22 protein-coding genes, 1 riboswitch and 1 other annotated feature are annotated in these 23852 nt (G+C 43.2%); of the genes, 8 read left to right on the top strand and 14 right to left on the bottom strand.

The window, feature by feature from the left end:
* The first annotated feature begins 91 nt into the window (after positions 1 to 91).
* A riboswitch (TPP riboswitch) is annotated at positions 92 to 191 on the top strand.
* A 93-nt stretch (positions 192 to 284) separates the two neighbouring features.
* The 4 genes from CO692_RS14595 to CO692_RS14580 are packed head-to-tail and all read left to right on the top strand — an operon-like array spanning position 285 to position 3519.
* Complete coding sequence (locus CO692_RS14595; RefSeq protein ID WP_096742547.1) at positions 285 to 908, top strand: YkoF family thiamine/hydroxymethylpyrimidine-binding protein; 624 nt, start codon at positions 285 to 287, stop codon at positions 906 to 908.
* Positions 901 to 1503 (top strand): ECF transporter S component, encoded by a 603-nt coding sequence (locus CO692_RS14590; protein WP_010749530.1) that lies wholly within the window; start codon positions 901 to 903, stop codon positions 1501 to 1503. The genes CO692_RS14595 and CO692_RS14590 overlap by 8 nt, the downstream gene beginning before the upstream one ends.
* Positions 1500 to 2912: an ABC transporter ATP-binding protein gene (locus CO692_RS14585; RefSeq protein WP_096742546.1), complete on the top strand. Its 1413-nt coding sequence runs from the start codon at positions 1500 to 1502 to the stop codon at positions 2910 to 2912. The genes CO692_RS14590 and CO692_RS14585 overlap by 4 nt, the downstream gene beginning before the upstream one ends.
* The gene (locus CO692_RS14580; RefSeq protein ID WP_017144391.1) at positions 2839 to 3519 is read left to right on the top strand and encodes an energy-coupling factor transporter transmembrane component T; all 681 of its coding nucleotides are present in this window, start codon (positions 2839 to 2841) and stop codon (positions 3517 to 3519) included. Before CO692_RS14585 ends, CO692_RS14580 begins: the two co-directional genes overlap by 74 nt.
* A gap of 62 nt (positions 3520 to 3581) precedes the next feature.
* On the opposite strand, the gene CO692_RS14575 is transcribed toward CO692_RS14580, so the two are convergent.
* Positions 3582 to 4100 carry a S24/S26 family peptidase gene (locus CO692_RS14575; RefSeq protein WP_010749528.1) on the bottom strand — a complete coding sequence of 173 codons (519 nt, stop codon included), beginning with the start codon at positions 4098 to 4100 and terminating at the stop codon, positions 3582 to 3584.
* Between the two features lie 178 nt (positions 4101 to 4278).
* On the opposite strand from CO692_RS14575, the gene CO692_RS14570 reads away from it, so the two are divergent.
* Complete coding sequence (locus tag CO692_RS14570; protein ID WP_226818160.1) at positions 4279 to 6120, top strand: SNG1 family protein; 1842 nt, start codon at positions 4279 to 4281, stop codon at positions 6118 to 6120.
* 96 nt (positions 6121 to 6216) lie between these two features.
* Positions 6217 to 6421: a binding site (T-box leader), on the top strand.
* A gap of 40 nt (positions 6422 to 6461) precedes the next feature.
* The gene (proS, locus tag CO692_RS14565; protein ID WP_096742545.1) at positions 6462 to 7895 is read left to right on the top strand and encodes a proline--tRNA ligase; all 1434 of its coding nucleotides are present in this window, start codon (positions 6462 to 6464) and stop codon (positions 7893 to 7895) included.
* A 44-nt stretch (positions 7896 to 7939) separates the two neighbouring features.
* Here proS and CO692_RS14560 read toward each other — a convergent pair whose 3' ends face one another.
* The 6 genes from CO692_RS14560 to CO692_RS14535 form a co-directional block, all read right to left on the bottom strand.
* The gene (locus CO692_RS14560; RefSeq protein ID WP_015509943.1) at positions 7940 to 8944 is read right to left on the bottom strand and encodes a lipoate--protein ligase; all 1005 of its coding nucleotides are present in this window, start codon (positions 8942 to 8944) and stop codon (positions 7940 to 7942) included.
* A gap of 18 nt (positions 8945 to 8962) precedes the next feature.
* Positions 8963 to 9703 (bottom strand): MBL fold metallo-hydrolase, encoded by a 741-nt coding sequence (locus tag CO692_RS14555; RefSeq protein ID WP_005229857.1) that lies wholly within the window; start codon positions 9701 to 9703, stop codon positions 8963 to 8965.
* Between the two features lie 206 nt (positions 9704 to 9909).
* Complete coding sequence (locus CO692_RS14550; RefSeq protein ID WP_096742544.1) at positions 9910 to 10680, bottom strand: DUF975 family protein; 771 nt, start codon at positions 10678 to 10680, stop codon at positions 9910 to 9912.
* Positions 10681 to 10704: 24 nt separating this feature from the next.
* Positions 10705 to 11787: a M42 family metallopeptidase gene (locus tag CO692_RS14545; protein WP_074932768.1), complete on the bottom strand. Its 1083-nt coding sequence runs from the start codon at positions 11785 to 11787 to the stop codon at positions 10705 to 10707.
* Between the two features lie 188 nt (positions 11788 to 11975).
* Positions 11976 to 14030 (bottom strand): FtsX-like permease family protein, encoded by a 2055-nt coding sequence (locus CO692_RS14540; RefSeq protein WP_096742543.1) that lies wholly within the window; start codon positions 14028 to 14030, stop codon positions 11976 to 11978.
* Positions 14020 to 14784: an ABC transporter ATP-binding protein gene (locus CO692_RS14535; protein ID WP_096742542.1), complete on the bottom strand. Its 765-nt coding sequence runs from the start codon at positions 14782 to 14784 to the stop codon at positions 14020 to 14022. The genes CO692_RS14540 and CO692_RS14535 overlap by 11 nt, the downstream gene beginning before the upstream one ends.
* Positions 14785 to 15071: 287 nt before the next feature.
* On the opposite strand from CO692_RS14535, the gene nrdD reads away from it, so the two are divergent.
* Both nrdD and nrdG read left to right on the top strand, forming a co-directional pair.
* Entirely contained in the window at positions 15072 to 17267 is a 2196-nt protein-coding gene (gene nrdD / locus CO692_RS14525) for an anaerobic ribonucleoside-triphosphate reductase (RefSeq protein WP_096742540.1), read from the top strand.
* An 83-nt stretch (positions 17268 to 17350) separates the two neighbouring features.
* Positions 17351 to 17947: an anaerobic ribonucleoside-triphosphate reductase activating protein gene (nrdG, locus tag CO692_RS14520; protein ID WP_096742539.1), complete on the top strand. Its 597-nt coding sequence runs from the start codon at positions 17351 to 17353 to the stop codon at positions 17945 to 17947.
* A gap of 80 nt (positions 17948 to 18027) precedes the next feature.
* On the opposite strand, the gene CO692_RS14515 is transcribed toward nrdG, so the two are convergent.
* The 7 genes from CO692_RS14515 to CO692_RS14485 all read right to left on the bottom strand — a co-directional run bounded on the left by CO692_RS14515 (position 18028) and on the right by CO692_RS14485 (position 23829).
* The gene (locus CO692_RS14515; RefSeq protein WP_096742538.1) at positions 18028 to 18684 is read right to left on the bottom strand and encodes a DNA alkylation repair protein; all 657 of its coding nucleotides are present in this window, start codon (positions 18682 to 18684) and stop codon (positions 18028 to 18030) included.
* A 19-nt stretch (positions 18685 to 18703) separates the two neighbouring features.
* The gene (gene dinB / locus CO692_RS14510; protein WP_096742537.1) at positions 18704 to 19828 is read right to left on the bottom strand and encodes a DNA polymerase IV; all 1125 of its coding nucleotides are present in this window, start codon (positions 19826 to 19828) and stop codon (positions 18704 to 18706) included.
* Positions 19829 to 19978: 150 nt separating this feature from the next.
* On the bottom strand, positions 19979 to 20320 hold the full coding sequence (locus tag CO692_RS14505) for a P-II family nitrogen regulator (RefSeq protein ID WP_096742536.1): 342 nt from the start codon (positions 20318 to 20320) through the stop codon (positions 19979 to 19981).
* Between the two features lie 16 nt (positions 20321 to 20336).
* Positions 20337 to 21554: an ammonium transporter gene (locus CO692_RS14500; RefSeq protein WP_077452479.1), complete on the bottom strand. Its 1218-nt coding sequence runs from the start codon at positions 21552 to 21554 to the stop codon at positions 20337 to 20339.
* Positions 21555 to 21726: 172 nt separating this feature from the next.
* Complete coding sequence (gene rsmI, locus CO692_RS14495) at positions 21727 to 22587, bottom strand: 16S rRNA (cytidine(1402)-2'-O)-methyltransferase (protein ID WP_096742535.1); 861 nt, start codon at positions 22585 to 22587, stop codon at positions 21727 to 21729.
* A gap of 74 nt (positions 22588 to 22661) precedes the next feature.
* Complete coding sequence (locus CO692_RS14490; protein ID WP_077452675.1) at positions 22662 to 23009, bottom strand: DNA replication initiation control protein YabA; 348 nt, start codon at positions 23007 to 23009, stop codon at positions 22662 to 22664.
* 19 nt (positions 23010 to 23028) lie between these two features.
* Entirely contained in the window at positions 23029 to 23829 is an 801-nt protein-coding gene (locus CO692_RS14485) for a stage 0 sporulation family protein (protein ID WP_086292659.1), read from the bottom strand.
* Positions 23830 to 23852 lie beyond the last annotated feature (23 nt).

Raw genomic sequence — 23852 nt, 5'->3', positions numbered from 1 at the left:
TGCTCTGCTGATTTTTTTCAATCGTTGAACATCTCTTTTTATTGTCCTTTGCTGGGTCCTGTGCTACACTCGAGGGGTAATTGAATAGAAGATTATCCACTAGGGGCGCTTTATGCTGAGATAGACGTAAGTCTGGTCCCTTAGAACCTGATTTGGTTAGTACCAACGTAGGGAAGTGGCAGCGCATGATTTTTCGCGTTCCCATTTTTTCTGTCTACGTGTGGATAGAAAAAGGAGGAACGCTTTTTTTGTAGACAGAAAAACCATCGAGAGGAGAAGAGAAAATGACAAATGAACCAATCGCCTGTGCCGCAGGCGGGATCGATATCACTGGGTGCCGAGTAAGTTTGTACCCCATGAAAGACCACTTCGCGCAACAAATCGTAGCGAGCATTGAGCGGACGGATACAACAGCTGTTTGGCAGCAAACCGATCTGTTCAGCACCCTTTTCCGAGGGGAAGCCCCAAGTGTTGTCGATGCGGCAGCTGGGCTATTTATCAACGCTTACGAATCCAAGACACACCTCGTGGGTGAGTTTACTTTTTCTAAGGGCTGTCCTGGCGATTCTGCAGGTGACGCGTTTTTGAATGGAGAACAGGCACAACCCAATAAAGCAAGCAATCTTATGAATGGTACGTTTGACGTGGATTGTAAATACTCGTTTTATGTATTTGGGGAAAACAATTATATGGAAGAGATCGCCACCATCGTCCAACTGGCAGAAACCTATGGTTTGGCGCCTCGCTCCGCCCATTATGTCACGATGCTGACGGGAACGGCCAGCCAACTCTTTGCGTATTTTGAAGCGGCATTAGCGTATGCCCATGACCATCTTCCCCATTATGTGTTAGAAGCAACGGTCTCAGTCAACAGTCCTTCCAAAAAGAAGGCGGTGTCGCATGACTAAATGGGTCTTAAAAGATGTCATTATGGTGGGGATCGCTTCGTTGATTTTTGGCGTGATCTATTTGGGCGCTGTTCATTTTGGGCTGTTGTTAGGTACGCTTTTAACCCCCTTTGGTTTGTCTGTTTTAGCGAATGAGTTTATTTTCGGGGTTTGGTTCATGGCAGCGGCTTTTGCTGGCTATGTGCTGCGCAAACCGGGCGCAGCGACGATCACTGAGATGATCGCCGCACTTTTAGAAGTGTTTATGGGGAATTTTTATGGACCGATTATTTTTATCAGCGGGTTTGTACAAGGGATTGGAACAGAAGCTGGCTTTGCATTAGGTGGCTACCGTCGCTATGGCTGGTTCCCTTTGATCACTGGTGCCATTGGCGCCACGATCACGAGTTTTCTTTGGGGGATCATTCGGTCAAATTTCGTTGACTTGCAATGGCAGTTGTTGGTGGTGATTTTTATTATTCGCTTGCTTTCTTCTTTATTCTTTTCCGCCTTTTTGGTGAAGATCGTCTGTGACCATCTGACACGCATGGGCGTTCTCAACAGTTACCCGATTGCTGAAGACCAAACCATTAGCGCCAAACGAGAAGCGGCATGAGCCTGCTCGTAAAAAACGGCTGCTTTTTCGTGGATCAAAAACGGCTTGATCTGACACTGTCTTTAGCCCCCGGAGAAACAAAAGGAATCTATGGTGCTTCAGGAACAGGAAAAAGCACTCTTTTCCACCTCTTAGCGGGGCTTAACGAGAAAGGGTTTGAAGAAGGAACCTATACGATCGATGACCGAATGCTAAACCAGCTTTCCATTCGAGAAAGAAGCACGTCGATCAGCTTACTGTTTCAAAATCCAGATATGCAATTTTGTATGGCCACGCCTCGAGAAGAACTACTGTTTTGTCTTGAAAATCAATGTATTCCCCAAGCCGACATGCCAAAAAAAGTAGCGGAAGCCTTGACGTTTTGCGAGATAAGCCATCTTGCCGATCAGCCCTTTACGACCTTGTCTGGCGGTGAGAAACAGTTAGTAGCATTGGCTTGTTGTCTGATTTTAAAGAGTCGCTACTTGCTTTTGGATGAACCATTTGCCAATTTGGACGCCGACACAAGTCAAAAAATCATTCGAAAACTGCGACAGCTCCAAAAGCAACATGCCATTGGCATCTTACTGATCGACCATCAAATCAAAGAAACTGCTGACTGGGTTTCTGAGTGGCTGCTGATTGAAGAAGGATTCAGATCCGTCGATCAAGAAAAGATGCGCACACTCGATCAGGAGCTGCGCAGGTCACTAGCGCCTGTTGAGATTAAGAAACTTTCTGCAAAAGGGCGGCTATCTTTTCAAGATTTTCGCCTGCCGATCCGTAACCAAGCGATTGTTTTTCCGAATCTTACCTTTGATAGTGGGACAATGATTGGGCTTACCGGACGTAGCGGCAGCGGCAAATCTTCGTTTTTAAAAGCGATCTTGCAGCAGCAGGCGTACTCAGGAACCATTCGCCTGTGCGGGGATCCAATCAAGAAGCATCCCTCCCCTTTTCGGTCCATCAGCTGGATCATGCAAAATCCGCAGGACCAGTTTTTAGCTGCTACAGTGGCACAGGAGCTTAGCCAAGGACGTGCAGCGACCGAGAGTGCCAAACTGCTGGAAAAATTGCGACTACAAAACAAGAGCACTCAGTCCCCTTTTCTACTCAGCCAAGGCCAGCAAAGACGCTTAGCAGTAGCAGCTTTATTGCAGCGACCAGTCAAATTACTGTTGGTGGATGAACCGACCTATGGCCAAGATGTCAAGCAAGCTTGGCAGGTCATGCAGCTGTTAGCCGAAAAAGCCGCAAGCGGCACCTTGGTTTTAATCGTTAGTCACGATGTCTTATTATTGGAAGCATTTTGTTCACAAATCATTGATTTTAATCATTATGAAAAGGAGGACATAGATGCGCACCCTCAACCCGACAGTCAAGTTATTCGCCATTTTAGGACTCGCCTTACTGGTTTCTTTTCAAAATAATTTCAGATTGAATCTGCTACTCTGTGTCCTGTTCTTTGCTGTTTCTGTAAGCGAACGCACTTTGAAAAAAAGCCTTTTGCTTGTTTCTGCATTGACCTTGGCAGCTGTGGGGGTCTTTTTCACCGGACTCCTTTACTACCAGGACAACCAAAGTGGCTCCTCCTCAGCAGCAGCTATGCGCTATGGACTTGACATGGCGAGCCGTATCTATTGCTTTGGTATGTTGGGCAGTTCTTTCAGTGTATCGACCACGATCAATGAGCTGATTTATTCGCTACAGCAACAGCTGCGACTCCCTGCCGTTTTTGCCTACGGTCTGCTCGCTGCGTTTCAAATTGCGCCCATCATTCCAGCCGAGTATCAGAATATCCGTAATAGCATGCGTTCTAGAGGAATCCCCGTCAATCCATTTTCATTCAAGATGCTGATCCCTTTACTGGTCAAATCGATTCGTTGGTCTGAGCTCTTGGCGACTGCGATGCTTTCAAGAGGATTTGACAGCGAGGCAAAGCGAACCTACGCCAAGTCATTTCGCATCACTTTCGCCGATATGCTCTTTCTATCTTTTTGTCTGATAATCGGCCTCGCTGGAACACTGCTCTTATGAAGGGGAAAAAGAGAAAAAGCCAAAGAAACGGCAGTGTTTCTTTGGCTTTTTCCTTCTTATGGCTAAGAGATGATTGATTTTTTTATGGATCCAGATTTGATTTGATAGAGCGTTACAAACAAGGTGGTCACTAAAATATACATTGCGAAAAGGAAATACATGTTTTTAAAAAGCTGGATCGTCGTTTGATTGAGCCAAGCCCCTACTTTAGGGATATAAAAAATGGGTTGCCCAATCAATTGGCTTTTTTGGATTTCTTTTGGTTCCATCTGGCTTTGGTTATCACCGATCGCATAAAGCACCGATTGGTTTTCTCCCACTGCAACGATTCGCCGTGTGCGCATCTGTCTGCCATGATCGACATAATAGGTCACTTCATTACCAACGACCAAATTGTCTTCTGAAGCCTTTTTAACAAAAAGTAATGTCCCTTCGGAATATGTAGGTTCCATTGCATCGCTGTTAACGATGGCCATTGTGAAACCAAACGCATGAGGAATCACGACCGCTAAAACAGAAATCAGCATAAACAACAATACAAAAAGTGAGAGCATGATACTTTGTTTTGGCAAAAGTTTCATTTTCTTTTCTCCTTCTAAGGCTCAGTTTCTTTTTCGATTCTATAACATATTTAAATTTTTTTCAAATATTTAAAAACGATTTATTGAATTTTTATGCGTATTTTTTCTGATTATTATTTGACTTTATTTTACTATTTATATTATGCTAAAGGCGATTAAAAAACATAGGAGAAAAAGTATGCTTTTTTTAAATAACAAGTTCTTTTTTAAACGTTGGATTCCCTTTATCCTACTCGTTCTATTTTTGCTAGGAAGCATCGGTTTTTTTCTTATGCTCTTCCTATCTCCTACTTCTGATAACCATACCGTGGAGAAGAAGGAAGATTGGATTTTTTATGCGGAAGACAATCCTGATTCTACTTTTATTAGCCGTTATGTGAAATATTTACCTAGCGTAAAAGCCAATGAGCGATTTGTCATGCAGCGAAAAATGACCAATGAATACAAATATCCAACGATGCTGCTGATTGGCGATCATCAACACATGACCGTCTATTTGGATGATCAAGAAATTTATACCAATGAAGCTGCCGAACATTCATTGACCTTCAACCATCCTGGCAAAACCTTATCTTTTATCACATTGCCAGAGGATTACGTTGGAAAGACGTTGAAGATCTACGTGACTAGTCCTTTCGACACCTATTCTGGCTTTCCAGCCGAAGTCTTTTTCGGTCCTGCCAATGCATTGATCGGTTATGTTTTTAGTCTATCAATTTTGAATATCTATATCCTCCTATTTACCGGATTTATTTGTATCCTTAATTTATTTTATCTCTTCGTTTCTTTTATCAACCAAAGAAAGCTGAAAGTCTCTTCCATTTTATTCAGTGGCTTTGCCTTAAGTGCAGGTTTAGAAGCAGGCTTCGGGGATCTGCTGGGTGGACTGCTTTTTTCTCCCATCGTGAATTCATTTATGTTAAATTTTCTTTCGATTATTACGCCCATGTTTTTGATTGGGTTTTACTACACAAACATGCACTTCGTACGTAAGTATTATCAGAAATGGTTGTTTGTTCACTACTCCTTCGGGATCTTTGCCATGTTTTTGGCACTTTTTCAAAAACAAAGTTTGCCAGTCGTCATGAACTATCTGTTTTTATTAAATATCACCAGCACCTTTGTGACTTCGTTTGCGGCGATTTATGAGGCGTTAAAAAAGAATCAATTTTATGTCCTTTGTGCACCTTGGATCGTTGTCGCGGCAATCGGTCATGGGTTCTTGTATATCCAGGATATTTTAGTCCTCCCGCAATCTGACATCAATTGGCGCTCGATCATCTTTTTCTTACTGATACTTATTTTTACTTGTTATGGGTTCCTCGAACTCTTTTTTGCCAGTGAAGGCAAAAATAAGCAGATCGACACAGCAGACATCAAAGTGCGATTATATGAAAATCAGCAGGCGATCGGTCCAGATCAAACGGCACAATGGCAGCAAGTTTTACAAACCATCAAAAAGAGAACCCATACCATTAAAGACATGTTAGAAGACGAACAACTAGCGGCTGCGTATGAAGGTCTTTGCGAGATTGAAGAAGAAATCAAGCAGCAGCTAACGATCCCTGCGGTTGAAAAAGAATCGATCACGACGATGCTGCTTGCTGATTATCAACACACCGCCGCTCAAAAAAGGATCACGCTTACCTGCGATGACCTCACGGAACCACTGGAACGATTGGAAGAAAATGATCGTCTGTCCTTGATCGCCCATTGCTTAGAGTACGCCATCCGCTACACCTGTTCGGTCACAAATCCTCAAAATCGCAGGCTTTCGTTGAAAGTGACTGACATAAAAGAACAGCTGCATATCGACTGTCAAATGCCGCTTTTAACAGAGGATGAGGCAGAAAAACTGCAAACTGATGAAGCAAAACGACAGGCGATCCATACCGATGTGCAAATGCTGGAACAAATTTGTCTTGTCTATCAAGGAAGTCTGCGTATCGAGGATTCAGATGGTTTTCATTTTTTGCGTTTAACACTTGCCGCTAAAGCGGATCTGCTGTCTTTTGACTGACTGCCTTTTCTCCGATACGTTAAACGGTCTATTTTAAGAAAAAGCGAAAAAACTCTTGCTTTTTTCGCTTTTTCGCTTTAGCATGATAAAGAACAGCAACAAGCATTGGAATAGTAGTTTTATGATGGTCTTAGAGAGTCGACGGCAGCTGAAAAATCGACACCCGCTGATAAAATGAACCTACCCAATGGCAATGACCGCAAAACGGTCGGTGGAAAGGCCTTATCCTTTACGAGTTGGATTATCCCGATCGATAATCAACAAAGGTGGTACCGCGAAATCCAAGCATTTCGTCCTTTTTAGGACGAGATGCTTTTTTATTTTTTTAAGGAGGAAAAACAATGACACAAAAAAATGATTTTACAGAATGGTATATCCAAACGATCCAAAAAGCCGAATTGATGGCTTACTCCCCAGTGAAAGGTTCCATTATTTTCCGTCCTGACGGCTTCGAACTTTGGGAGCATATTCAAGAGGAGTTCAATCGTTTCTTGAAAAAAGAAGGCATTCGCAATGCATACTTCCCAATGCTGATTCCGCAAAATTTCTTTATGAAAGAAGCGGATCATATCGAAGGCTTTGCCCCTGAATTACCTTGGGTCACAGAAGTCGGCAACGAAAAACTGGAAGAACCTTTGGCCTTGCGTCCAACCTCAGAAACCATGATCGGCTCTGCCTTTTCTGATTGGATCAACTCCTACCGTGACCTGCCTTATGAAATCAATCAATGGGCAAACGTCTTTCGTTGGGAAAAGAAAACATTGCCTTTCTTGCGTACCTCAGAGTTTTTATGGCAAGAAGGTCATACCGCTCATGAAAATGAAGAAGATGCTCGTCAACGCACCATGAAAGTCTTAGATGAATATGCCCGCCTTTGCGAAGAATTCCTAGCGATCCCTGTTTATCGCGGACAAAAAACCCCATCTGAGCGCTTTGCGGGGGCGGTAGATACGTATTCGATCGAAGCGATGATGAAAGACGGCAAAGCAGTCCAAGCAGGAACCAGCCACTACATGGGGACAAAATTTGCTGAAGCATTTGATATTACGTATTTAACGAAAGAAAACAAGCATACCCATGCCCACACAACCTCTTGGGGTGTCTCTACCCGCTTGTTAGGTGCCTTGATCATGACCCATGGCGATGAAAATGGTTTAGTTTTCCCACCAACCATTGCACCAACCCAAGTTGTGTTGTTACCAGTCGGTCCTTGGAAAAAGAATCCAGCCATCTTAGAAAAATTAGAAGAACTGTATGCCAACTTTAAAGCCAAGGGCATTCGTGTTCGTTTGGATGATTCTGATAACTCACCTGGCTATAAATTCAATGAATGGGAACTAAAAGGCGCTTGCTTGCGAATCGAATGTGGCCCAAGAGATTTAGAAGCTGGCAAAGTCATGGTCAAAGTCCGTGACCTACCTGACAAGCAAACGGTGGCGCTTGAGGAATTAGAAGCGTTTGTTGACCAAGAATTACAAGCAATGACTCCACGTTTATTAGCAGCTGCGAAGGAACGAAACAAAGAAAATGAGTACACCAACATCGATACATTGGATGAACTAAAAGCCCATATCGAAATGTGCAAACAAGAAGACAAAGTGACTGGTTTTGTTTTGATCGGTTGGGATGGCTCGGAAGAAACCGAGGCCAAAATCAAAGAAGAAACTGGCTTTACTACCCGAAACATTCCGTTTGAAGCACCAATGGAAAAAACAGTCGATATTGTCAGCGGCAAACCTGCCAAACACACCGTTTGGATCGCCCGCGCATACTAATAAAAAACGAAGCAGCCTTTTCCATCTGGCTGCTTCGTTTTTTTTTAATAAATCAATGAAAGAAAATCTTCAGGCGTGATGTTGCCAAAATATTTTTTGACATCAATGTTGGCAATGACTTGTGCCAAATCTTCTTTGGCATAACGAGTACCGATCAGTGCTTGTTCTACATCTGCAATGTCCCCTAGGCCGAAAAAGTCGCCAAAGATTTTGGCATCTGTGATTTTTCCTTCTGCCACATTTAAACGAACTTCGATGGAGCCGATCGGGAATCGATGACGACGTTCGATATCAAAGGCTGGTGATTTGCCGTAATTCCAATCCCAGTTACGATAATACTTATCGGAAATCTCATTGATCTTGACCCAATCCTCTTCTGTTAGTTCATAGGTTTTGACGTCTTCCACGGAATCGACACCAAAAATCTTCAATAAGATTTCTTGACGGAACTCTTCAGTCGTCATGTCTTGCTTCTCTTTTGGCAAGAATGGTTTGATGTTGGTCACTCTTGAACGGATCGATTTGATACCTTTTGATTCGATTTTGTCTTTACGGACTTTCAAGGCGTTGACTACTTCATTGATATCACTGTCAAACATGATCGTGCCATGAGCAAACATCCGGCCATTTGTTGCGTACATCGCATTCCCAGAAAATTTCATGTCATTGATCACAAGGTCGTTGCGGCCTTTTAGTTGCGCCCCTTCAACCCCCATCTCATGTAAAGCTTGGACGATTGGTTTGGTCAGTTTTTCAAAATCTCTGAAAGAATTCCCATCGTCAGGCATAATAAAGCTGAAATTCAAGTTTCCGAAATCATGATAGACTGCACCGCCGCCGCTGAAACGACGAACGACATGTATCCCATGTTCATCCACATACTCCTTATTGATCTCTTCGATCGTATTTTGATTGCGTCCAATGATAATCGATGGTTCATTAATGTAAAAAAGTAAGATGGGTTCATCCACTTTCATTTCTTGAAGAAGAAAAATCTCGATGGCTAAATTGATGCGTGGGTCATTCAGTTCGTTCGGTACAAAAAGCATACTATTCGTTCCTCCTAATTAGATGATTTCAATTATTTTTTGAACAGCCGCCAATTCAACGGGGATCCCATTGGCAGCTAGTGCAGCCTCTTCTCGTAACTGTTCTAAATCACCGTGTTGCGGCAAATGCGTCAACATTAATTTTTTTACCTGCGCCGCATGGGCAATCTCGCCTGCTTCTTTTGACGTAAAATGAGCCTTGTGCCGCTCATTGCCTGCAAAAAGATAGGTATCTGCCAAAAACAGGTCAGCTCCTTGTGCAAACGGAACAAAAGATTCTAAGTAGCCAGAATCGCCTGTAAAAACAAAAACCTTGCCTGTACTTTTCTCAACAAATCGCATGGCATAGCAAGTGACTGGATGGATCGTTTTCATAAAGGTAATGGTAAACGGGCCCAATTCCAATGACTCCGTTTGGAGGTAATCAATTCCTTGAGTCACTCCAGGCATCGTCAGGCTTTCAAAATGAACTGTGTCCTCCCCATGTCCGTAGATTGGCAAAACCTGGCGTTCTTCGTTTCCTGGATATAATTGCCAATAGTATTGCAATACCCCTAGATCCGCAATATGATCGTGATGGTAATGCGTCAGAATCACTGCATCTAAGTCTAAGGGATCAAGGATTTTTTCTAGTTGGACCAAGGTGGTGCTTCCCGCATCAAGCAGTAAATGAAAGCCTTCCGACTCAATTAAATAGCCAGTAGTCCCTTCACCATTATACGGATAGGCACCTAAACAACCTAAGACAGTTATTTTCACTTGTGTTTCCTCCTCTTTGGCTCAAGCTGGTTTTCTACTTCTTTTATGCTATCACATCTCAGCTGATTTGACTAAAATCCGACCATTTTTTTGCAAAAAAAGATCGAGAAAACGAGAAAAAAACGACGTCTATTGGTAGAACCCTATGAATGAGTTTTTTACTCTATCTGCAGGGAGCCAGACCAATGGGCCATCGTCTTTTTTGTTTATCTGATCATCGCTCGTTGTTCATTGATCAATTCCTCATAAAATACTGCATTAACTGCATAAGCGTAGGCGTTTGCCCATAGCATCCCGATCATCAGTGCCAAAAAGCCGAGAATAAACCAGCCAATCAATGATAACTGTAGCCAAATGTATTGACCCAGATGTGGACGCAAGAGCGCAAAGGCCACTTTAATTGACTGAAGAACCCCTAATTCCGGTTGATCATAGCGCAGATAGATTGCTAATTGAATCACACCAGTAACGACTTGTGACAAAAAGAAGAACAAAATGATGGAGAGAAAGGTCCCAATCACAAAAGCGACCGAGCCATTAAACATCGCCACATCAATAGAGATTCCCCGATTAAAATTGAATACCAAGTCCAAATATTGATTGAGTCCTGATAAGACAAACTGCGGCAAGAAAATCGCAAAACTCAAAAGATAATTTAAAAGCGCGCTTACTAAATTTAGTAGCAAAAACGGTACATACAGACGCTTATCAAAGACGAGAAAAATATCCCCCACGTTGATTCCTCTGCCACGAACCAGATAGAGTGCCATGATACTCAACGCTACCGAAAACGCAAAGAAGACAAAATTGTCCAAGATCAGATCGATCCAGCTCCCTGCATTGTTTGCACCAAAAGAAGTCCCAATACTACTAAAAAGCGAGCTGACCACCGCTTGTACCGCAACCGTCGCTAAAATACTTAAGACGAACGTTCCCCAGAATCCGCGCAAGGAGTTTTTGGCGGTCTCTCGAATCATTGTATTTGATCTCATAGACTCACCTTAATAACTGCGCAACGCTTTAACGGTCTTATCGTCTAAGCGGCGAACCACTTCCGTCACAAGCTTGACTGTATTGAAGTAGTCATCCTCATGAATGATAGAAGTATGAGAATGCAGGTAACGAACGGGCACGGTAATAGCGATCGAAGGGACCCCATCACGAGTCAAATGCATTTGACCAGCATCGGTTCCTCCACCAGTGATCACGGTATATTGGAAAGGAATTTCCATCTCTTCTGCGACATCGATCACAAAATTCAATAATTTCTTGTGAGGAATCATGGAAGCATCGAAAATCAAGACTTGTGGGCCTTTGCCTAACACAGAATCCGCTTCTTTTGGTGTCATTCCAGGTGTGTCCCCAGCGGTACCAGTATCTAGTGCGATAGCGATATCGGGATTCACTAAGTGAGTGCTTGTTCGCGCCCCTCTTAGGCCAACTTCTTCCATCACGTCACTGCCAGCAAACAAGCAGTTTGGATGTCCTTCGGCTGCCAAGGTTTCTAATACCCGCAGTGATACCGCCGTACCGATGCGATTGTCCCATGCTTTGGCTAATAAAAATTTGCTGTCGTTCATCCGTTTGTATTGGATATAAGGGGTGATCATATCTCCCGGACGGATCCCCCAGCCTTTGGCTTCTTCTTCACTTGAAGCGCCGATATCAATGAACATATCTTTGATATCATACGGTTTATTTCGAGTCTCTGGACTCAAGACATGGGGTGGTTTTGAACCGACGACACCGTGGATCAATTTGCCTTCATTGGTTTTGATCTCGACTTGCTGTGCCAGCATCACTTGCCCCCACCAACCACCAAGGGTCTGGAATTCAATAAAGCCTTTTTCTGTGATTTTAGTTACCATAAAGCCGACTTCATCCATATGTCCCGATATAAAAATTTTCGGTCCACCGCCATCACCAACATGTTTGGCAATGACACTTCCTAAACCATCAAAAAAGATATCTTCAGCAAAGTCTTTGGCATATTCTTTAAAGACTTCACGCACTTCCTCCTCATTCCCAGGAACCCCACGTGCAGTCGTTAGGTCTATTAAAAGCTGTTCTTCTTTTTTCTCCATCTTGCTTCCTCCTTTGTCTCATTGATTATGATTATACCATTCTCTTAATCTGGTGCCAGAGGGAAATACAAAAAGATTGGTTAAATGAAAAAACGATCCTCGTTTTGTCGTGATCCTCAAGATTAGATTTTTTGGTCTAACTTGTAAGGTTCGCTTCAATTCTAAGGATCGTTTTATCAAGAATTCAATCAAGTTTCAATTATTCGCAGACACAGCTTGACGGTAATCAAATAGGCAAATAGATAGACGACTGCTGCAACTGCCGCAAACAAATGAGCCACCCAATACCCAGGACTGTCGATGATTTGGGTGAAGGTATTGATGGCAAAGACGGCATGCAAGATCGCCAGTAACGTACCTGGCATAAAAATCCAGATGTTTTGCCAGTAAACGAGTTTGCGTACTTCTTTTCGGGTGTAACCTAATTTGGTCAATAATCGGTAATTGTGTTTCTCCCGCTCGGTATTTGAAAATTGCCGAACGATCAAACTGCTGGATGTCGTGATCAAAACGATCACACCTACAAATAATGACACAAACAAAACGATTCCTGCTTGCCGCCGCACGCCGCGCATCGTTGTAAAACGATTCGCTAAGGTCAGTCGATATGCGGTCATCTGGTTATTCTCACTGGTGGAATCTCGGGCAGTCTCTGGATAAAAACGCACGCTTTTTTGGTCATCGCTAAACTCATAGGTCAAAGGATGCGTCCACTCGATCGGCAGCTCTTCATCTAGCAGCTGAGTCAAGCTCTCCGTTTGCACCTTGTCTGTTTGTAAATAAGCAACGCTATAGGTGAAGCCCTCAACTTGCTGGTACGCATCATCTTGGATGACAAGGACATTCGGCAAGGAATAGCGCAAGGCAGAATCCCCAAAATAATCCTGTTCTGCTTGAATGAGTTTGAACGTATGTTGACTGCCGATTTTGACCTCATCGCGATAGGTGATAAACGAACGAGTCACATCGTATTGACTGTCAAAAAGCACCGCTTGTTTATCGGTACTCAGTTGAATCTCCGGGGCATCGGGAACCAGTTTTCGCAGACGCTGATAATCAGAAAAAGCGACCAGATTCACCATGATATTTTCAATATTTTCGTCTTGCAACTCTCCAAGGTAACGGGTTTGAACCGTCATATTGGTCATTTTATAGGGAATCGATTGTTCGGCAATAATCGGTGTATCGGCTTTTTCTAAAAGGTCCCGCAAGGTATTTGCCTGCTCTTCTGACACTTGAAAGGACGTTGGATAAATGCGGTTCGTTGCTTGATAGTTTAATGAGATGACCCCCATCGTTCCCCCGATCAGGGAGATTGCGATCGCTGTGATGATCGTCAAAAGCGCATAGCTTTTCCACGTTCTTTGCAAGTAAGCACGCACGTTATTGTAAGCAATCAGTTTCGCCCCTTTGATAAGACGTTTTTTCGGCTTACTCAAAAAATATAACAATGCCGGCAACGAGCAATCAAAAAAAAGATAGGTTGCCGTCACACAACAAAACAGAATCAATAAAGGAATCCATAAAATTGCTGAAAAATCTTGTGTGTACGTGATATAGTTGGTCCACGTTTCCCGCAGGGTCAAAGACAAATAGTAGCCTACCCCCAGTAGAATCAGACCTATAACCCCCATTAATGAACGAAACGGGGTCATTTTCATTTTCTTGATCGGTAAGCGGTATTCAGTCTTGATCAGCTCACTCATTGGGGTACGCCATACAAAAAGGATCACTTGAATACTCAAAATAATCATCGCCGCGATAAAGACAAAAACCGTTGAAAAAATCGATTGGGGTGAATTAAAGAAATGACTCGTTAAATTCAAGCCCATCGCTCGAATCAAAATCATAGAAAAAAATTTCGAAAAAATAATCCCCATAAAGATGCCGGTCACTAAAGAGAAAAAGTTCAATAGAAACGTTTCCCGCAGCAACAGCCAAGCCAGACGACCTTGCCGCAGCCCCAAAAGCTGGTAAACACTGATTTCTTTTTGCCGCTGACTAAGAAAAAAATGATTGGCACTCAGCATAAAAAACAAGACGACAAAGGCAACCACACTGCTGCCGAATCCTAAAACCCCTTCAATGCGGATATCTTGCTGGACTCGTTGATTCAGCAGACGATCATTCATCAAGGCGTTAAAGGAATAGAAAATCATCACGGCGGTCATCATACAAATAAAATACACCATATAGTTGCGAAACTGCCGCAAAAAACTCCGCCAGCCGATTTTAAACAACATGGCGCGGACCGCCTCCAATCGTTGCCTGCATATCGATGATTTTTTCAAAAAATTCCTGACGCCCGCCTTTTTTGACGACTTCTGCAAAGAAGACACCGTCTCGGATGAATAAAATTCGGTTGCAGTAGCTGGCGGTGAAAGGATCATGCGTGACCATCAAGATCGTTGTTTTCTCTTGTTGATTGATTTGTGCTAAATACCGTAACAATTCTGTCGCCGCTTTTGAATCAAGGGCGCCAGTGGGTTCATCAGCAAAAAGGACCGCCGGACGACTAATGATTGCTCGAGCAGCAGCGACCCGCTGTTTTTGCCCTACAGACAATTCTTCTGGGTAGCGATCTAACAAGTGGTCGATTCCTAACAAATTGGCCGTTTGTTCAATGCGCTCTTGGGTTTCACTTACGGGCAAGCGATCAATGGCAAGGGGAAGCAAGATATTGTCTCTGGCAGTCAACGTCTCTAAAAGATTAAAGTCTTGAAAGATAAAACCGATCTGCTGACGACGAAAATCACTGAGGGCTTTTTCCGACATTCGGGTAATGTCTTTGCCATCGATGTAGATCGAGCCTAAGCTAGGTCGCATAATTGAAGACAACAGATTCATCAAGGTCGTTTTCCCAGCGCCGCTAGGCCCCATGACCCCGACAAATTCTCCTTGATCCACTGCAAAAGAAAGGTTATCTAATACTTTGGTTTGATTGAAACGAGTGCCGTAACTTTTGGTCAGATGCTTCACATCAATCATATTTTTCACATAGAACCCTCCTTTAATAAAATTCTCTCCTTATGGTAGCATACTTTTTCATTGAATACTTCTGCTTCAAAACAGAGAAAAAATAAATTTAAAAAAGTTTTTTATTCATTATGTGAAACATGGAACAACCAAATCCTTAATCTTATCAGTTTTCTCAGAAAACACTCCAATGAATATACACCATATATTGTGTATATCCAATTTACCAACCCTTATTCACCACTATATATAGTTGCTCATTCCTACAATTTGTTTTATTATATTGAGGAAGATAAGGAGTGGTAGAAATGATGAACATTAAGAGAAATCCTGAGCAAGGGTTGGAAAGACAGTCCGCTTTGCGTCAGTTAAAAATCGTTAAACGTGATGGACGGCTTGTCGATTTTGATGATCAAAAAATTTACGATGCGTTAGTGAAAGCCCTAAGAAAAATCAACGGCGAGCTTTCTCCCATCGACCACGAAAAAATCACCGAGATCGTTGACAGTGTCGATCACGAGATCGCGGAACGTTTTCGTACGAATGTAAAAATCTATGAGATCCAAAATATCGTCGAGCATATCTTATTAGCAAAAAACGAGTATGCCTTGGCTGAAGAATATATCAACTATCGGACCCATCGTGATTTCGAGCGCAGCAAAGCCACAGACATCAACTTTACGATCAACAAATTGATGAATAAAGATCAATCGGTCGTCAATGAAAATGCCAATAAAGATAGCAATGTGTTCAATACACAACGTGATTTGACCGCTGGGATCGTAGGAAAATCGATCGGTTTGAAAATGCTCCCTCCTCACGTGGCAAATGCTCACCAAAAAGGCGACATTCATTACCATGACTTGGATTATCATCCTTACACCCCAATGACCAACTGCTGCTTGATCGATTTTAAAGGCATGCTGAATAATGGGTTTAAAATTGGGAACGCCGAAGTGGAATCGCCAAAATCGATCCAAACGGCCACCGCTCAAATCTCACAAATCATTGCAAACGTAGCATCGAGTCAATATGGCGGCTGTTCTGCTGATCGAACAGATGAATTATTGGCTCCTTTTGCTGAGTTGAATTATCAAAAGCATCTAAAAGATGCCGAAGAATGGATCGAGTCGCCTGAACGTCGGGAAGCTTATGCGAAGAGCAAAACGCGCAAAGATATCTACGATGCAATGCAAAGTCTAGAATACGAAATCAATACGTTATTCACCTCAAACGGACAAACGCCGTTTACTTCCCTTGGGTTTGGTTTAGGAATCAACTGGTTCGAACGGGAGATCCAACGAGCGATTCTCCAAATTCGCATCAAGGGGTTAGGCAGTGAGAAGCGTACCGCTATTTTTCCAAAATTGATCTTTAGTATTCGCCGTGGCGTCAACTTGGCCCCTACCGATCCGAACTATGATATTAAAGAACTGGCTTTAGAGTGTGCCACCAAACGGATGTATCCTGATATTTTGAATTATGATAAATTGGTTGAATTGACCGGCAGCTTTAAAGTGCCGATGGGCTGTCGTTCTTTCTTGCAAGGCTGGAAAAACGAACGTGGCGAAGAAGTCAATGTCGGTCGGATGAATCTAGGCGTCGTAACATTGAATATTCCTCGGATCGCTTTAGAAGCAAATGGTGATCAAGAAAAATTCTGGACGCTGCTGGAAGACCGTCTACAAATCGTCAAGGATGCTCTTGTCTATCGGGTGGAGCGCTGTAAAGAAGCCAGCCCTGCGAATGCGCCGATCCTTTATATGTACGGAGCTTTCGGTGAACGCTTGGATCGCAAAGACAATGTGAATGAACTATTTAAAAACAAACGTGCTACTGTTTCTCTTGGATATATCGGTTTGTATGAAGCTGCTTCGGCTTTTTATGGTGGAACATGGGAACAAGATCCAGAAGCAAAAGCCTTTACCCTAGCGATCGTGAAAGAACTGAAAGCTCATGCAGATGCTTGGGGCGATGAATACAGCTATCATTTCAGCGTGTATTCGACGCCTAGTGAAAGCCTGACTGATCGTTTCTGCCGCTTGGATACCGAAAAATTCGGTGAAGTTGAAAACATTACCGACAAAGAATACTACACCAACAGCTTCCACTATGATGTGCGGAAAAATCCGACACCATTTGAAAAACTTGATTTTGAAAAAGAATATCCAAAATACTGTTCTGGCGGGTTTATTCATTACTGTGAATACCCAGTCTTGCAGCAAAATCCAAAAGCGTTAGAAGCGGTTTGGGATTACGCTTATGATCGGGTCGCCTATCTTGGAACAAATACCCCTATCGATCACTGTTATGAGTGTGGGTATGAAGGAGATTTCAATCCAACCGAACGGGGCTTCGAATGCCCGCAATGCGGCAATCATGACCCAAAAAGTTGTGACGTCGTCAAAAGAACCTGTGGGTATCTTGGAAATCCTCAAGCTCGTCCAATGGTCAATGGACGGCACAAAGAAATTTCTGCCCGGGTCAAACATTTGCAAGAATAAACGAAAAAGGAGTGCTGGAATTCTTCTACACTCCTTTTCTTGAAGACCAATCCCTGTAATTCATGATAGAAAGAAGTTTTCTTATGAGAAATCCGAAACCTAAAGAATGGCAAGCCAAAGAATATAGCCAAAATTATATTGCTGATTACAAAGCCTTCAACTTTGTGGATGGTGAAGGCATTCGAAATAGTTTGTATGTGAGCGGCTGTCTGTTTGCTTGTGAAGGCTGTTTCAACAAAGCCGTCCAAAACTTTCGCTATGGGACACCTTTTACGCAAGAACTAGAGGATCAAATCATTGAAGATCTGCGACATGAGTATGTTCAAGGACTGACACTCCTAGGCGGCGAACCTTTCTTAAACACGACAGTCTGTCTGAAAGTCGTTGATCGGGTTCGTGCTGAATTTGGGCACAGCAAAGATATTTGGAGCTGGTCCGGCTACACCTATGAAGAATTGCTTTTGGAAACACCTGATAAACTGGAACTCTTATCCAAAATCGATATTTTGGTGGACGGCCGCTTTGAACTCAGTAAGCGAAACCTAAACTTGCAATTTCGTGGCAGCAGCAATCAACGAATCATTGATCTTGCTGCATCCCGTGAACAAGGAAAAGCGGTTATCTGGGCAAAGTGCAAAGATGCGGAAGCAAGCTACGAACAAATCAAAAAACAAATTTAACGATCAAAACACCGTGCATCTTTCAAAAAAGATACTGCACGGTGTTTTTTATTGCTATATTCAGCCAGTAAAGCAACTTTTTAAAGGTACTTACTCGCTTCACGAACCGTCAAAGGCACCAGACTTGTTTGATAGCGCAGGAGAAAATCTTGAACCCACTGAGGATTTGTCTTGGCATAATCTCGCAAGGTCCAGCCAATGGCTTTGTTGATAAAAAATTCAGAACTACCCAAATTGTTGACAAGGATCTCTTCTAGCAATGGTTCATCCATCTGTTCTTTTTGCAACAGTTGGTGGAGAATCGCCACGCGCCGTAGCCAAAGATTATCGTCAAGACTCCAACGAAGCATCTCAACCTTTAACGCTGGCAATCGGCGAACAAGTTTTCTGACGACCTCACTCAGTGCGTCCACGCTGTCCCACCAAGCTTTCGTTATGACCAACTGTTCAATTTTTGCTAGATCAACGGCTATTAAAAAGGGCTCCATCGCAACTAAATAATCAATCCCAAAGTACTGGTGTTCTCGATAGTTACTTTGCCAACAATGATCGATAAAATCCCAATCGACCGTTTTCGTTTGTTTTGCTGCTTTAAAGGCTGTTTTTTCTTGCTGGCGACGCAATGGCGCAGGAATGCCCAGAAAATCAAACTGATGCCGCATGTAGGCGGCCATTTTTTCACTTCGCTCCTGATCAGCCAACCCCACCATCGTGTCATATACTTGATAGAGTGTCATTTTGCTCCTCCTCTTTTACCTACTGCTCGTCAGATAGTTGCCATAAGGGCAGTACGATATTTTCATAGGTCAGTGGATCAAGATTTGTGACGGTGATCCCCAAAAGACGGATGCCTTTTTCCAAACCTAAAATTTCTTCCCAGATCAGACTTGCTTCGGAAAACAGCTGTTCTTTTTTATGAACATAGGTTGGCAAGGTCACTCGCTTGGTGATCGTAGAGTAATCACTGTAACGGACTTTTAACACGACTGTTTTGCCATGTTTTTGTGTGCGCTTCAGTGATCTTTCGACTTCTTCTGCGATAGCCCGTAATTGGCTCAAAACTTGTTCTTCACTAGTTAATGGATTGCCGTACGTATGCTCTTTTCCAACTGATTTTCGTTCTCTGGTCACACTGACTGGTGAATCATGGATTCCTCTAACTTTCCGATACAAGGAATACCCCATTTTGCCAAATTCGCGGATCAACGCCATCTCACTCCAAGCGTATAGATCTGCTCCTGTAAAAATGCCTAACTCATGCATCCTGGGGACAGTTTTCTTCCCGATCCCATGAAATTTATCGATGGGTAGTTGGTGTAAAAAGGCCACTGCCTCATCCGGCATCACCACCGTTAATCCTCGTGGTTTATGATAATTGGAAGATAGTTTTGCCAAGAATTTGTTGTAACTGACACCCGCCGAACAGGTCAAATGAGTCTCTTGCCAGATGTCTCGTTGAATCAAACGAGCGATCTTGATCGCGGAAGGACAATTGATTTTGTTAACTGTCACATCTAGATACGCTTCATCGATAGAAACTGGTTCGATGATGTCGGTGTATCGGTGAAAAATTTCTCTGACTTGCTGGGACACTTCACGATACTTTTGATGATTCCCCGGTTTAAAAATCGCTTGCGGACAAAGCTCGTAGGCTTTTTGCGCACTCATTGCCGAATGGATACCATATTGTCGCGCCAAATAATTCGCTGTCGTGACCACTCCTCGTCCGCCAGTATCGCTTGGGTGACGGGCAATCACGAGGGGATGCTTGGCCAGCTCAGGATCATCCCGTTCTTCCACCGAAGCAAAAAAAGCATCCATATCAATATGAATAATTTTGCGGCTCGTATCATTTTTTAAGGGAAATTGCAGTTCCGACATCGTTGCTCACCTCACTTCTCATTATAAACGAACAGAGGTTCCCTACCAAGCAAGGAATCAAGCGAAGCACGCAAAAAGGACCAATTTTCATTGGTCCTTCCCTCTACGTTCACTGCTTTTGCTGCAAGGTTCATAGTCTAAGAATTTCTGTTATAAGGCGGCTTTCCCTCGTTCATTGGTGCGAATCCGAATCGCTTCTTCCAACGGGTAGACGAATATTTTGCCATCACCGACTTCATCTGTTCGACAGATCGATAAAATCAACTCAATCACATCGTTAACTTTTTCATCTGCTAAAACGAAACGGACATTTACTTTTGGTAAAAGAGTCGTGATCACTTCTTGGCCACGAATAAACTCTTTTAGGCCTTTTTGATTGCCACATCCGAGGACTTGACTGACCGTCATCCCGCTGATCAGATCCGATTGATCCAATGCGGCTTTTAGCTCCTCTAATTTTTCTTGGCGAATAATCGCTTCAACTTTTTTCATGACTGCTCCTCCACTCTTAAGAATCTAACCCCATAAAGGTAGGATAGGCCGTTTCATCATGTTCGATCCGATCCATCCCCACCGCTTCTTCTTGCTGAGAGACCCGAATCGGTATCACCCATTTGATCAAGGTGATAATGACAAAGGATAGGATACCGGCAAACAAAATCGTGAACACGATACTTTCGGCCTGTGCGATAAAAAGATCAATACCGCCATAAAGCAATCCTGAATGTCCACCAACAGCTGGATCAGCAAAAATTCCGGTCATCAAACCGCCAAAGATTCCGCCTACCCCATGGCACCCAAAGGCATCCAAAGCATCATCTAAGCCTAATCGATGTTTGATGACAGAAATAAAGAAGTAACAAAATGGACTGACTAAAGCGCCAATGATAAAGGAAGACCAAAGGGAGACAAACCCCGCCCCTGGAGTAATCGCAACTAAGCCCACCACTGCTCCGGTACAAGCACCGACGATCGTCGGTTTGCCCACGACGAGTTTTTCAATCAACATCCAAGACAGCATTGCACTGGCTGCTGCCGTATTCGTGGTCATCAAGGCGTGGATCGCTAGGCCATCAGCTGCTAGAGCAGAGCCGGCATTAAAGCCAAACCAACCGAACCATAGCAATCCCGCTCCTAGAACAACGAAGGGAATATTATGAGGTCGATATTCCGTTTGATGAAATTCTCGTCGTTTGCCGACAACGATCGCTAAGACTAACCCACTGATTCCTGAGCTGATATGAACGACATTGCCTCCTGCAAAGTCGATCGAGCCGATCGCATCTAAGAAGCCGCCGCCCCACACCATATGCGCCATTGGAAAATACACGAAAACCAGCCAGAAGCCAATAAATAGGAAAATAGCAGAGAACCGCATTCTTCCAACAACTGATCCAGTGATGATCGCCGTTGTGATCAAAGCAAACATCATTTGAAAGGCAGCAAATAACCCTTCAGGAATTCCCTCTCCTTCTGACATCGAAACATGATTGAAAAAGACTTTGTCTAAATTGCCAATAAATGATCCTGTCCCGCTAAAGGATAATGTATACCCTAGAGCGACCCAGAGGACGGACGCCAAGCCCATCGTACAAATCACCATCATCATGGTATTGAGGATGTTTTTGCGTCGTTCCAATCCTCCATAAAAAAATGCTAATGCTGGAGTCATTAGAAAAACCATACCGCTACAAATTAAAATAAATGCAATATTCCCTGTATCCATTTTATACGCCTCCCTTTCTATATGTTAGCTATCCTAACACCATATTTTCGAATAATCTAGATTTTTCTGAGAAAAACATGAATTTTCTGAAAATAGCTGACCTTATATGTTAGGTAATATCACATAAGTAGGTGTTTGATACAAAAAAATACCGAGAGAAGTCTCGGTATGATTACTCTTCTATTTGGTGATAGGCTTGATAGACAAGCTGTTTCTTTACTTGATTACGCTTAGCCACTTCTTTGATCGCTTCTTTTGAGGACAATTCGGTCTCTTGCATCAAGGCAGCCACTTGTTCTGCGTAACTTCCTTCATAAACAATTTCTTGTATTTCAGAAGACCCTTCCACCAACAGACAGCATTCTCCTTTGATTGACTGCTGTTCTAGATAGTCAGTCAGTTCTGAAAAAGTTCCGCGCAAATATTCTTCGTGGATTTTCGTCAATTCACGGCAGATGACTGCCTGCCGTTCACCAAATACCTCCCGCATCGTTTCAATCGTCGCAGCGATTCGATAGGGTGATTCATAGAAAATCATCGTTGCTTTCTGGGTCGCTAATTCACTCAAGGCTTGTTTTTGTTCTTTTTTCTTACGAGGTAAAAAGCCATAAAAGAGGTTTGGTTGCGGTGATAAACCAGAAGCGATCAGCGCGGTCAAACCAGCCGTAGGTCCTGGAAGGGCAATCACCGCGATTCCTCCAGCTAGACAGGCTTTGACTAATTCATGCCCCGGATCACTGATGGAGGGCATACCAGCATCGCTGCATTGGGCAATGGTCTTGCCCATCTGCAGCTGTTCTACCAACTGCGGAACTCGCTCTTTATAATTGTGTTCATGTAAGCTTTTTTGCGGTGTTGTGATCTCAAAATGATTCAACAATTTCTGAGTATTACGAGTATCTTCACTTGCGATCAGGTCCGCTTCTTTTAAAATTTTGACACACCGGACCGTCATATCTTCCAAGTTTCCGATCGGCGTCGGAACAAGATACAATTTTCCAGTGTCTTGTTTATAACTTTGCTGCTTTTGCATGTACTGCTCCTTTCGAAAAAAAGACCAGTGGAAACTGATCTTTTTTCTAACGAACCTAGTAGACTGTCAGTCAGTTATTTGCCGCTTTCACGATAGATCACTTCTAGACAAAATGCACAAGGTTCGTCATGTTCTCTGCGAGAACCGTATAAGTCATAACAAACATGAAATCCTTCTTCGTAAATCTTTTCTAAATTCATCCGTGATTTAGAAAGTTCCTGCTTGACCGATTCAGCAGGTGCATCTGCCACTTGGTTCAACTCACGGATGTGTTCACGTAAGCGTTGATTTTCCAATTCTAATGTCGTATTTTTTTCGACGATTTCTTGCAAAGACTGCTTCATTTCTGCTAGATTATTTAAGGAATTTTGCAACTCCGATTCTAACTGATTCAATCCGTCATATATTGATCGTTTGTCCATGCTCATTATGGTCACCTACTTATTTTGTCACTAGCTCTTCATAATCATATTCGATTGGTGTTTGCCGATCATGCAAACGGACTTTGATCACTCGGCTCAACAGATCCAGCCCAACCACACGTCCTTTGCCATCTGGCGTTTCAACTTCCTTGCCGCGATCCGGCAATTCTTTTTTTGCCCGCTCATACTCTTCACTCTCGTACTTAAGACAACACATCAAGCGACCGCATAATCCGGAAATCTTCGTAGGATTCAAAGAAAGTCCTTGATCTTTAGCCATCTTAATGGATACGGGAATAAAATCTCCTAGAAACGTCGCACAGCACAGTTTTCGCCCACAAGGACCCACTCCGCCTAGTGCTTTGGCTTCATCTCTGACGCCGATTTGGCGCAGTTCGATCCGGGTATGAAATTCACTTGCCAAGTCTTTGACTAATTCACGAAAATCAACACGGCTTTCTGCGGTAAACGAGAAAATCAGCTTTGTTCGCTCGAAGGTATAAGCTACTCGAATCAGTTTCATCGGCAGCTGGTGCGCCCGGATTTTTTCTTTTCCGATTTTTAAGGCTTCATCTGCCGCTTGTTGATTGGCTGCCGCTTGTTCCAAATCTTTCTTCGTCGCCCGACGTAGAATCGGTTTGACTATCTGAGGCAGATCGCTTTCGTCCATTTTTCTGCTTTTGGTAACCACCGTAGCAAGACATTTGGCATCTTGTGATTCCACGATGACTTGGTCATTTATGGTATAGGTCTGTTTTTTCGGTGCGTAAAAATAAATCTGGCCTACGTCATGGTAACGCACTCCGACAACTTCGATCATCTCTGGTCTCCTTTTCCGGCTGC

This window comes from Enterococcus sp. FDAARGOS_375, from assembly GCF_002393265.1.
Classification (GTDB): domain Bacteria; phylum Bacillota; class Bacilli; order Lactobacillales; family Enterococcaceae; genus Enterococcus_D; species Enterococcus_D innesii.
This window is presented reverse-complemented; position numbering and strand designations above follow the sequence as displayed.

What these genes read in the sequence shown, in the direction of transcription:
- CO692_RS14575 (WP_010749528.1), bottom strand. Translation starts at nt 4,100, where the DNA reads ATGAAACTTTTGCCAAAACAAAGTATCATGCTCTCACTTTTTGTATTG.
- proS (WP_096742545.1), top strand. Translation starts at nt 6,462, where the DNA reads ATGACACAAAAAAATGATTTTACAGAATGGTATATCCAAACGATCCAA.
- CO692_RS14585 (WP_096742546.1), top strand. Translation starts at nt 1,500, where the DNA reads ATGAGCCTGCTCGTAAAAAACGGCTGCTTTTTCGTGGATCAAAAACGG.
- CO692_RS14580 (WP_017144391.1), top strand. Translation starts at nt 2,839, where the DNA reads ATGCGCACCCTCAACCCGACAGTCAAGTTATTCGCCATTTTAGGACTC.
- CO692_RS14595 (WP_096742547.1), top strand. Translation starts at nt 285, where the DNA reads ATGACAAATGAACCAATCGCCTGTGCCGCAGGCGGGATCGATATCACT.
- nrdG (WP_096742539.1), top strand. Translation starts at nt 17,351, where the DNA reads ATGAGAAATCCGAAACCTAAAGAATGGCAAGCCAAAGAATATAGCCAA.
- CO692_RS14490 (WP_077452675.1), bottom strand. Translation starts at nt 23,009, where the DNA reads ATGGACAAACGATCAATATATGACGGATTGAATCAGTTAGAATCGGAG.
- CO692_RS14590 (WP_010749530.1), top strand. Translation starts at nt 901, where the DNA reads ATGACTAAATGGGTCTTAAAAGATGTCATTATGGTGGGGATCGCTTCG.
- dinB (WP_096742537.1), bottom strand. Translation starts at nt 19,828, where the DNA reads ATGTCGGAACTGCAATTTCCCTTAAAAAATGATACGAGCCGCAAAATT.
- CO692_RS14560 (WP_015509943.1), bottom strand. Translation starts at nt 8,944, where the DNA reads ATGCTTTTTGTACCGAACGAACTGAATGACCCACGCATCAATTTAGCC.
- CO692_RS14545 (WP_074932768.1), bottom strand. Translation starts at nt 11,787, where the DNA reads ATGGAGAAAAAAGAAGAACAGCTTTTAATAGACCTAACGACTGCACGT.
- CO692_RS14515 (WP_096742538.1), bottom strand. Translation starts at nt 18,684, where the DNA reads ATGACACTCTATCAAGTATATGACACGATGGTGGGGTTGGCTGATCAG.
- nrdD (WP_096742540.1), top strand. Translation starts at nt 15,072, where the DNA reads ATGATGAACATTAAGAGAAATCCTGAGCAAGGGTTGGAAAGACAGTCC.
- CO692_RS14485 (WP_086292659.1), bottom strand. Translation starts at nt 23,829, where the DNA reads ATGATCGAAGTTGTCGGAGTGCGTTACCATGACGTAGGCCAGATTTAT.
- rsmI (WP_096742535.1), bottom strand. Translation starts at nt 22,587, where the DNA reads ATGCAAAAGCAGCAAAGTTATAAACAAGACACTGGAAAATTGTATCTT.
- CO692_RS14500 (WP_077452479.1), bottom strand. Translation starts at nt 21,554, where the DNA reads ATGGATACAGGGAATATTGCATTTATTTTAATTTGTAGCGGTATGGTT.
- CO692_RS14540 (WP_096742543.1), bottom strand. Translation starts at nt 14,030, where the DNA reads ATGTTGTTTAAAATCGGCTGGCGGAGTTTTTTGCGGCAGTTTCGCAAC.
- CO692_RS14505 (WP_096742536.1), bottom strand. Translation starts at nt 20,320, where the DNA reads ATGAAAAAAGTTGAAGCGATTATTCGCCAAGAAAAATTAGAGGAGCTA.
- CO692_RS14570 (WP_226818160.1), top strand. Translation starts at nt 4,279, where the DNA reads ATGCTTTTTTTAAATAACAAGTTCTTTTTTAAACGTTGGATTCCCTTT.
- CO692_RS14550 (WP_096742544.1), bottom strand. Translation starts at nt 10,680, where the DNA reads ATGATTCGAGAGACCGCCAAAAACTCCTTGCGCGGATTCTGGGGAACG.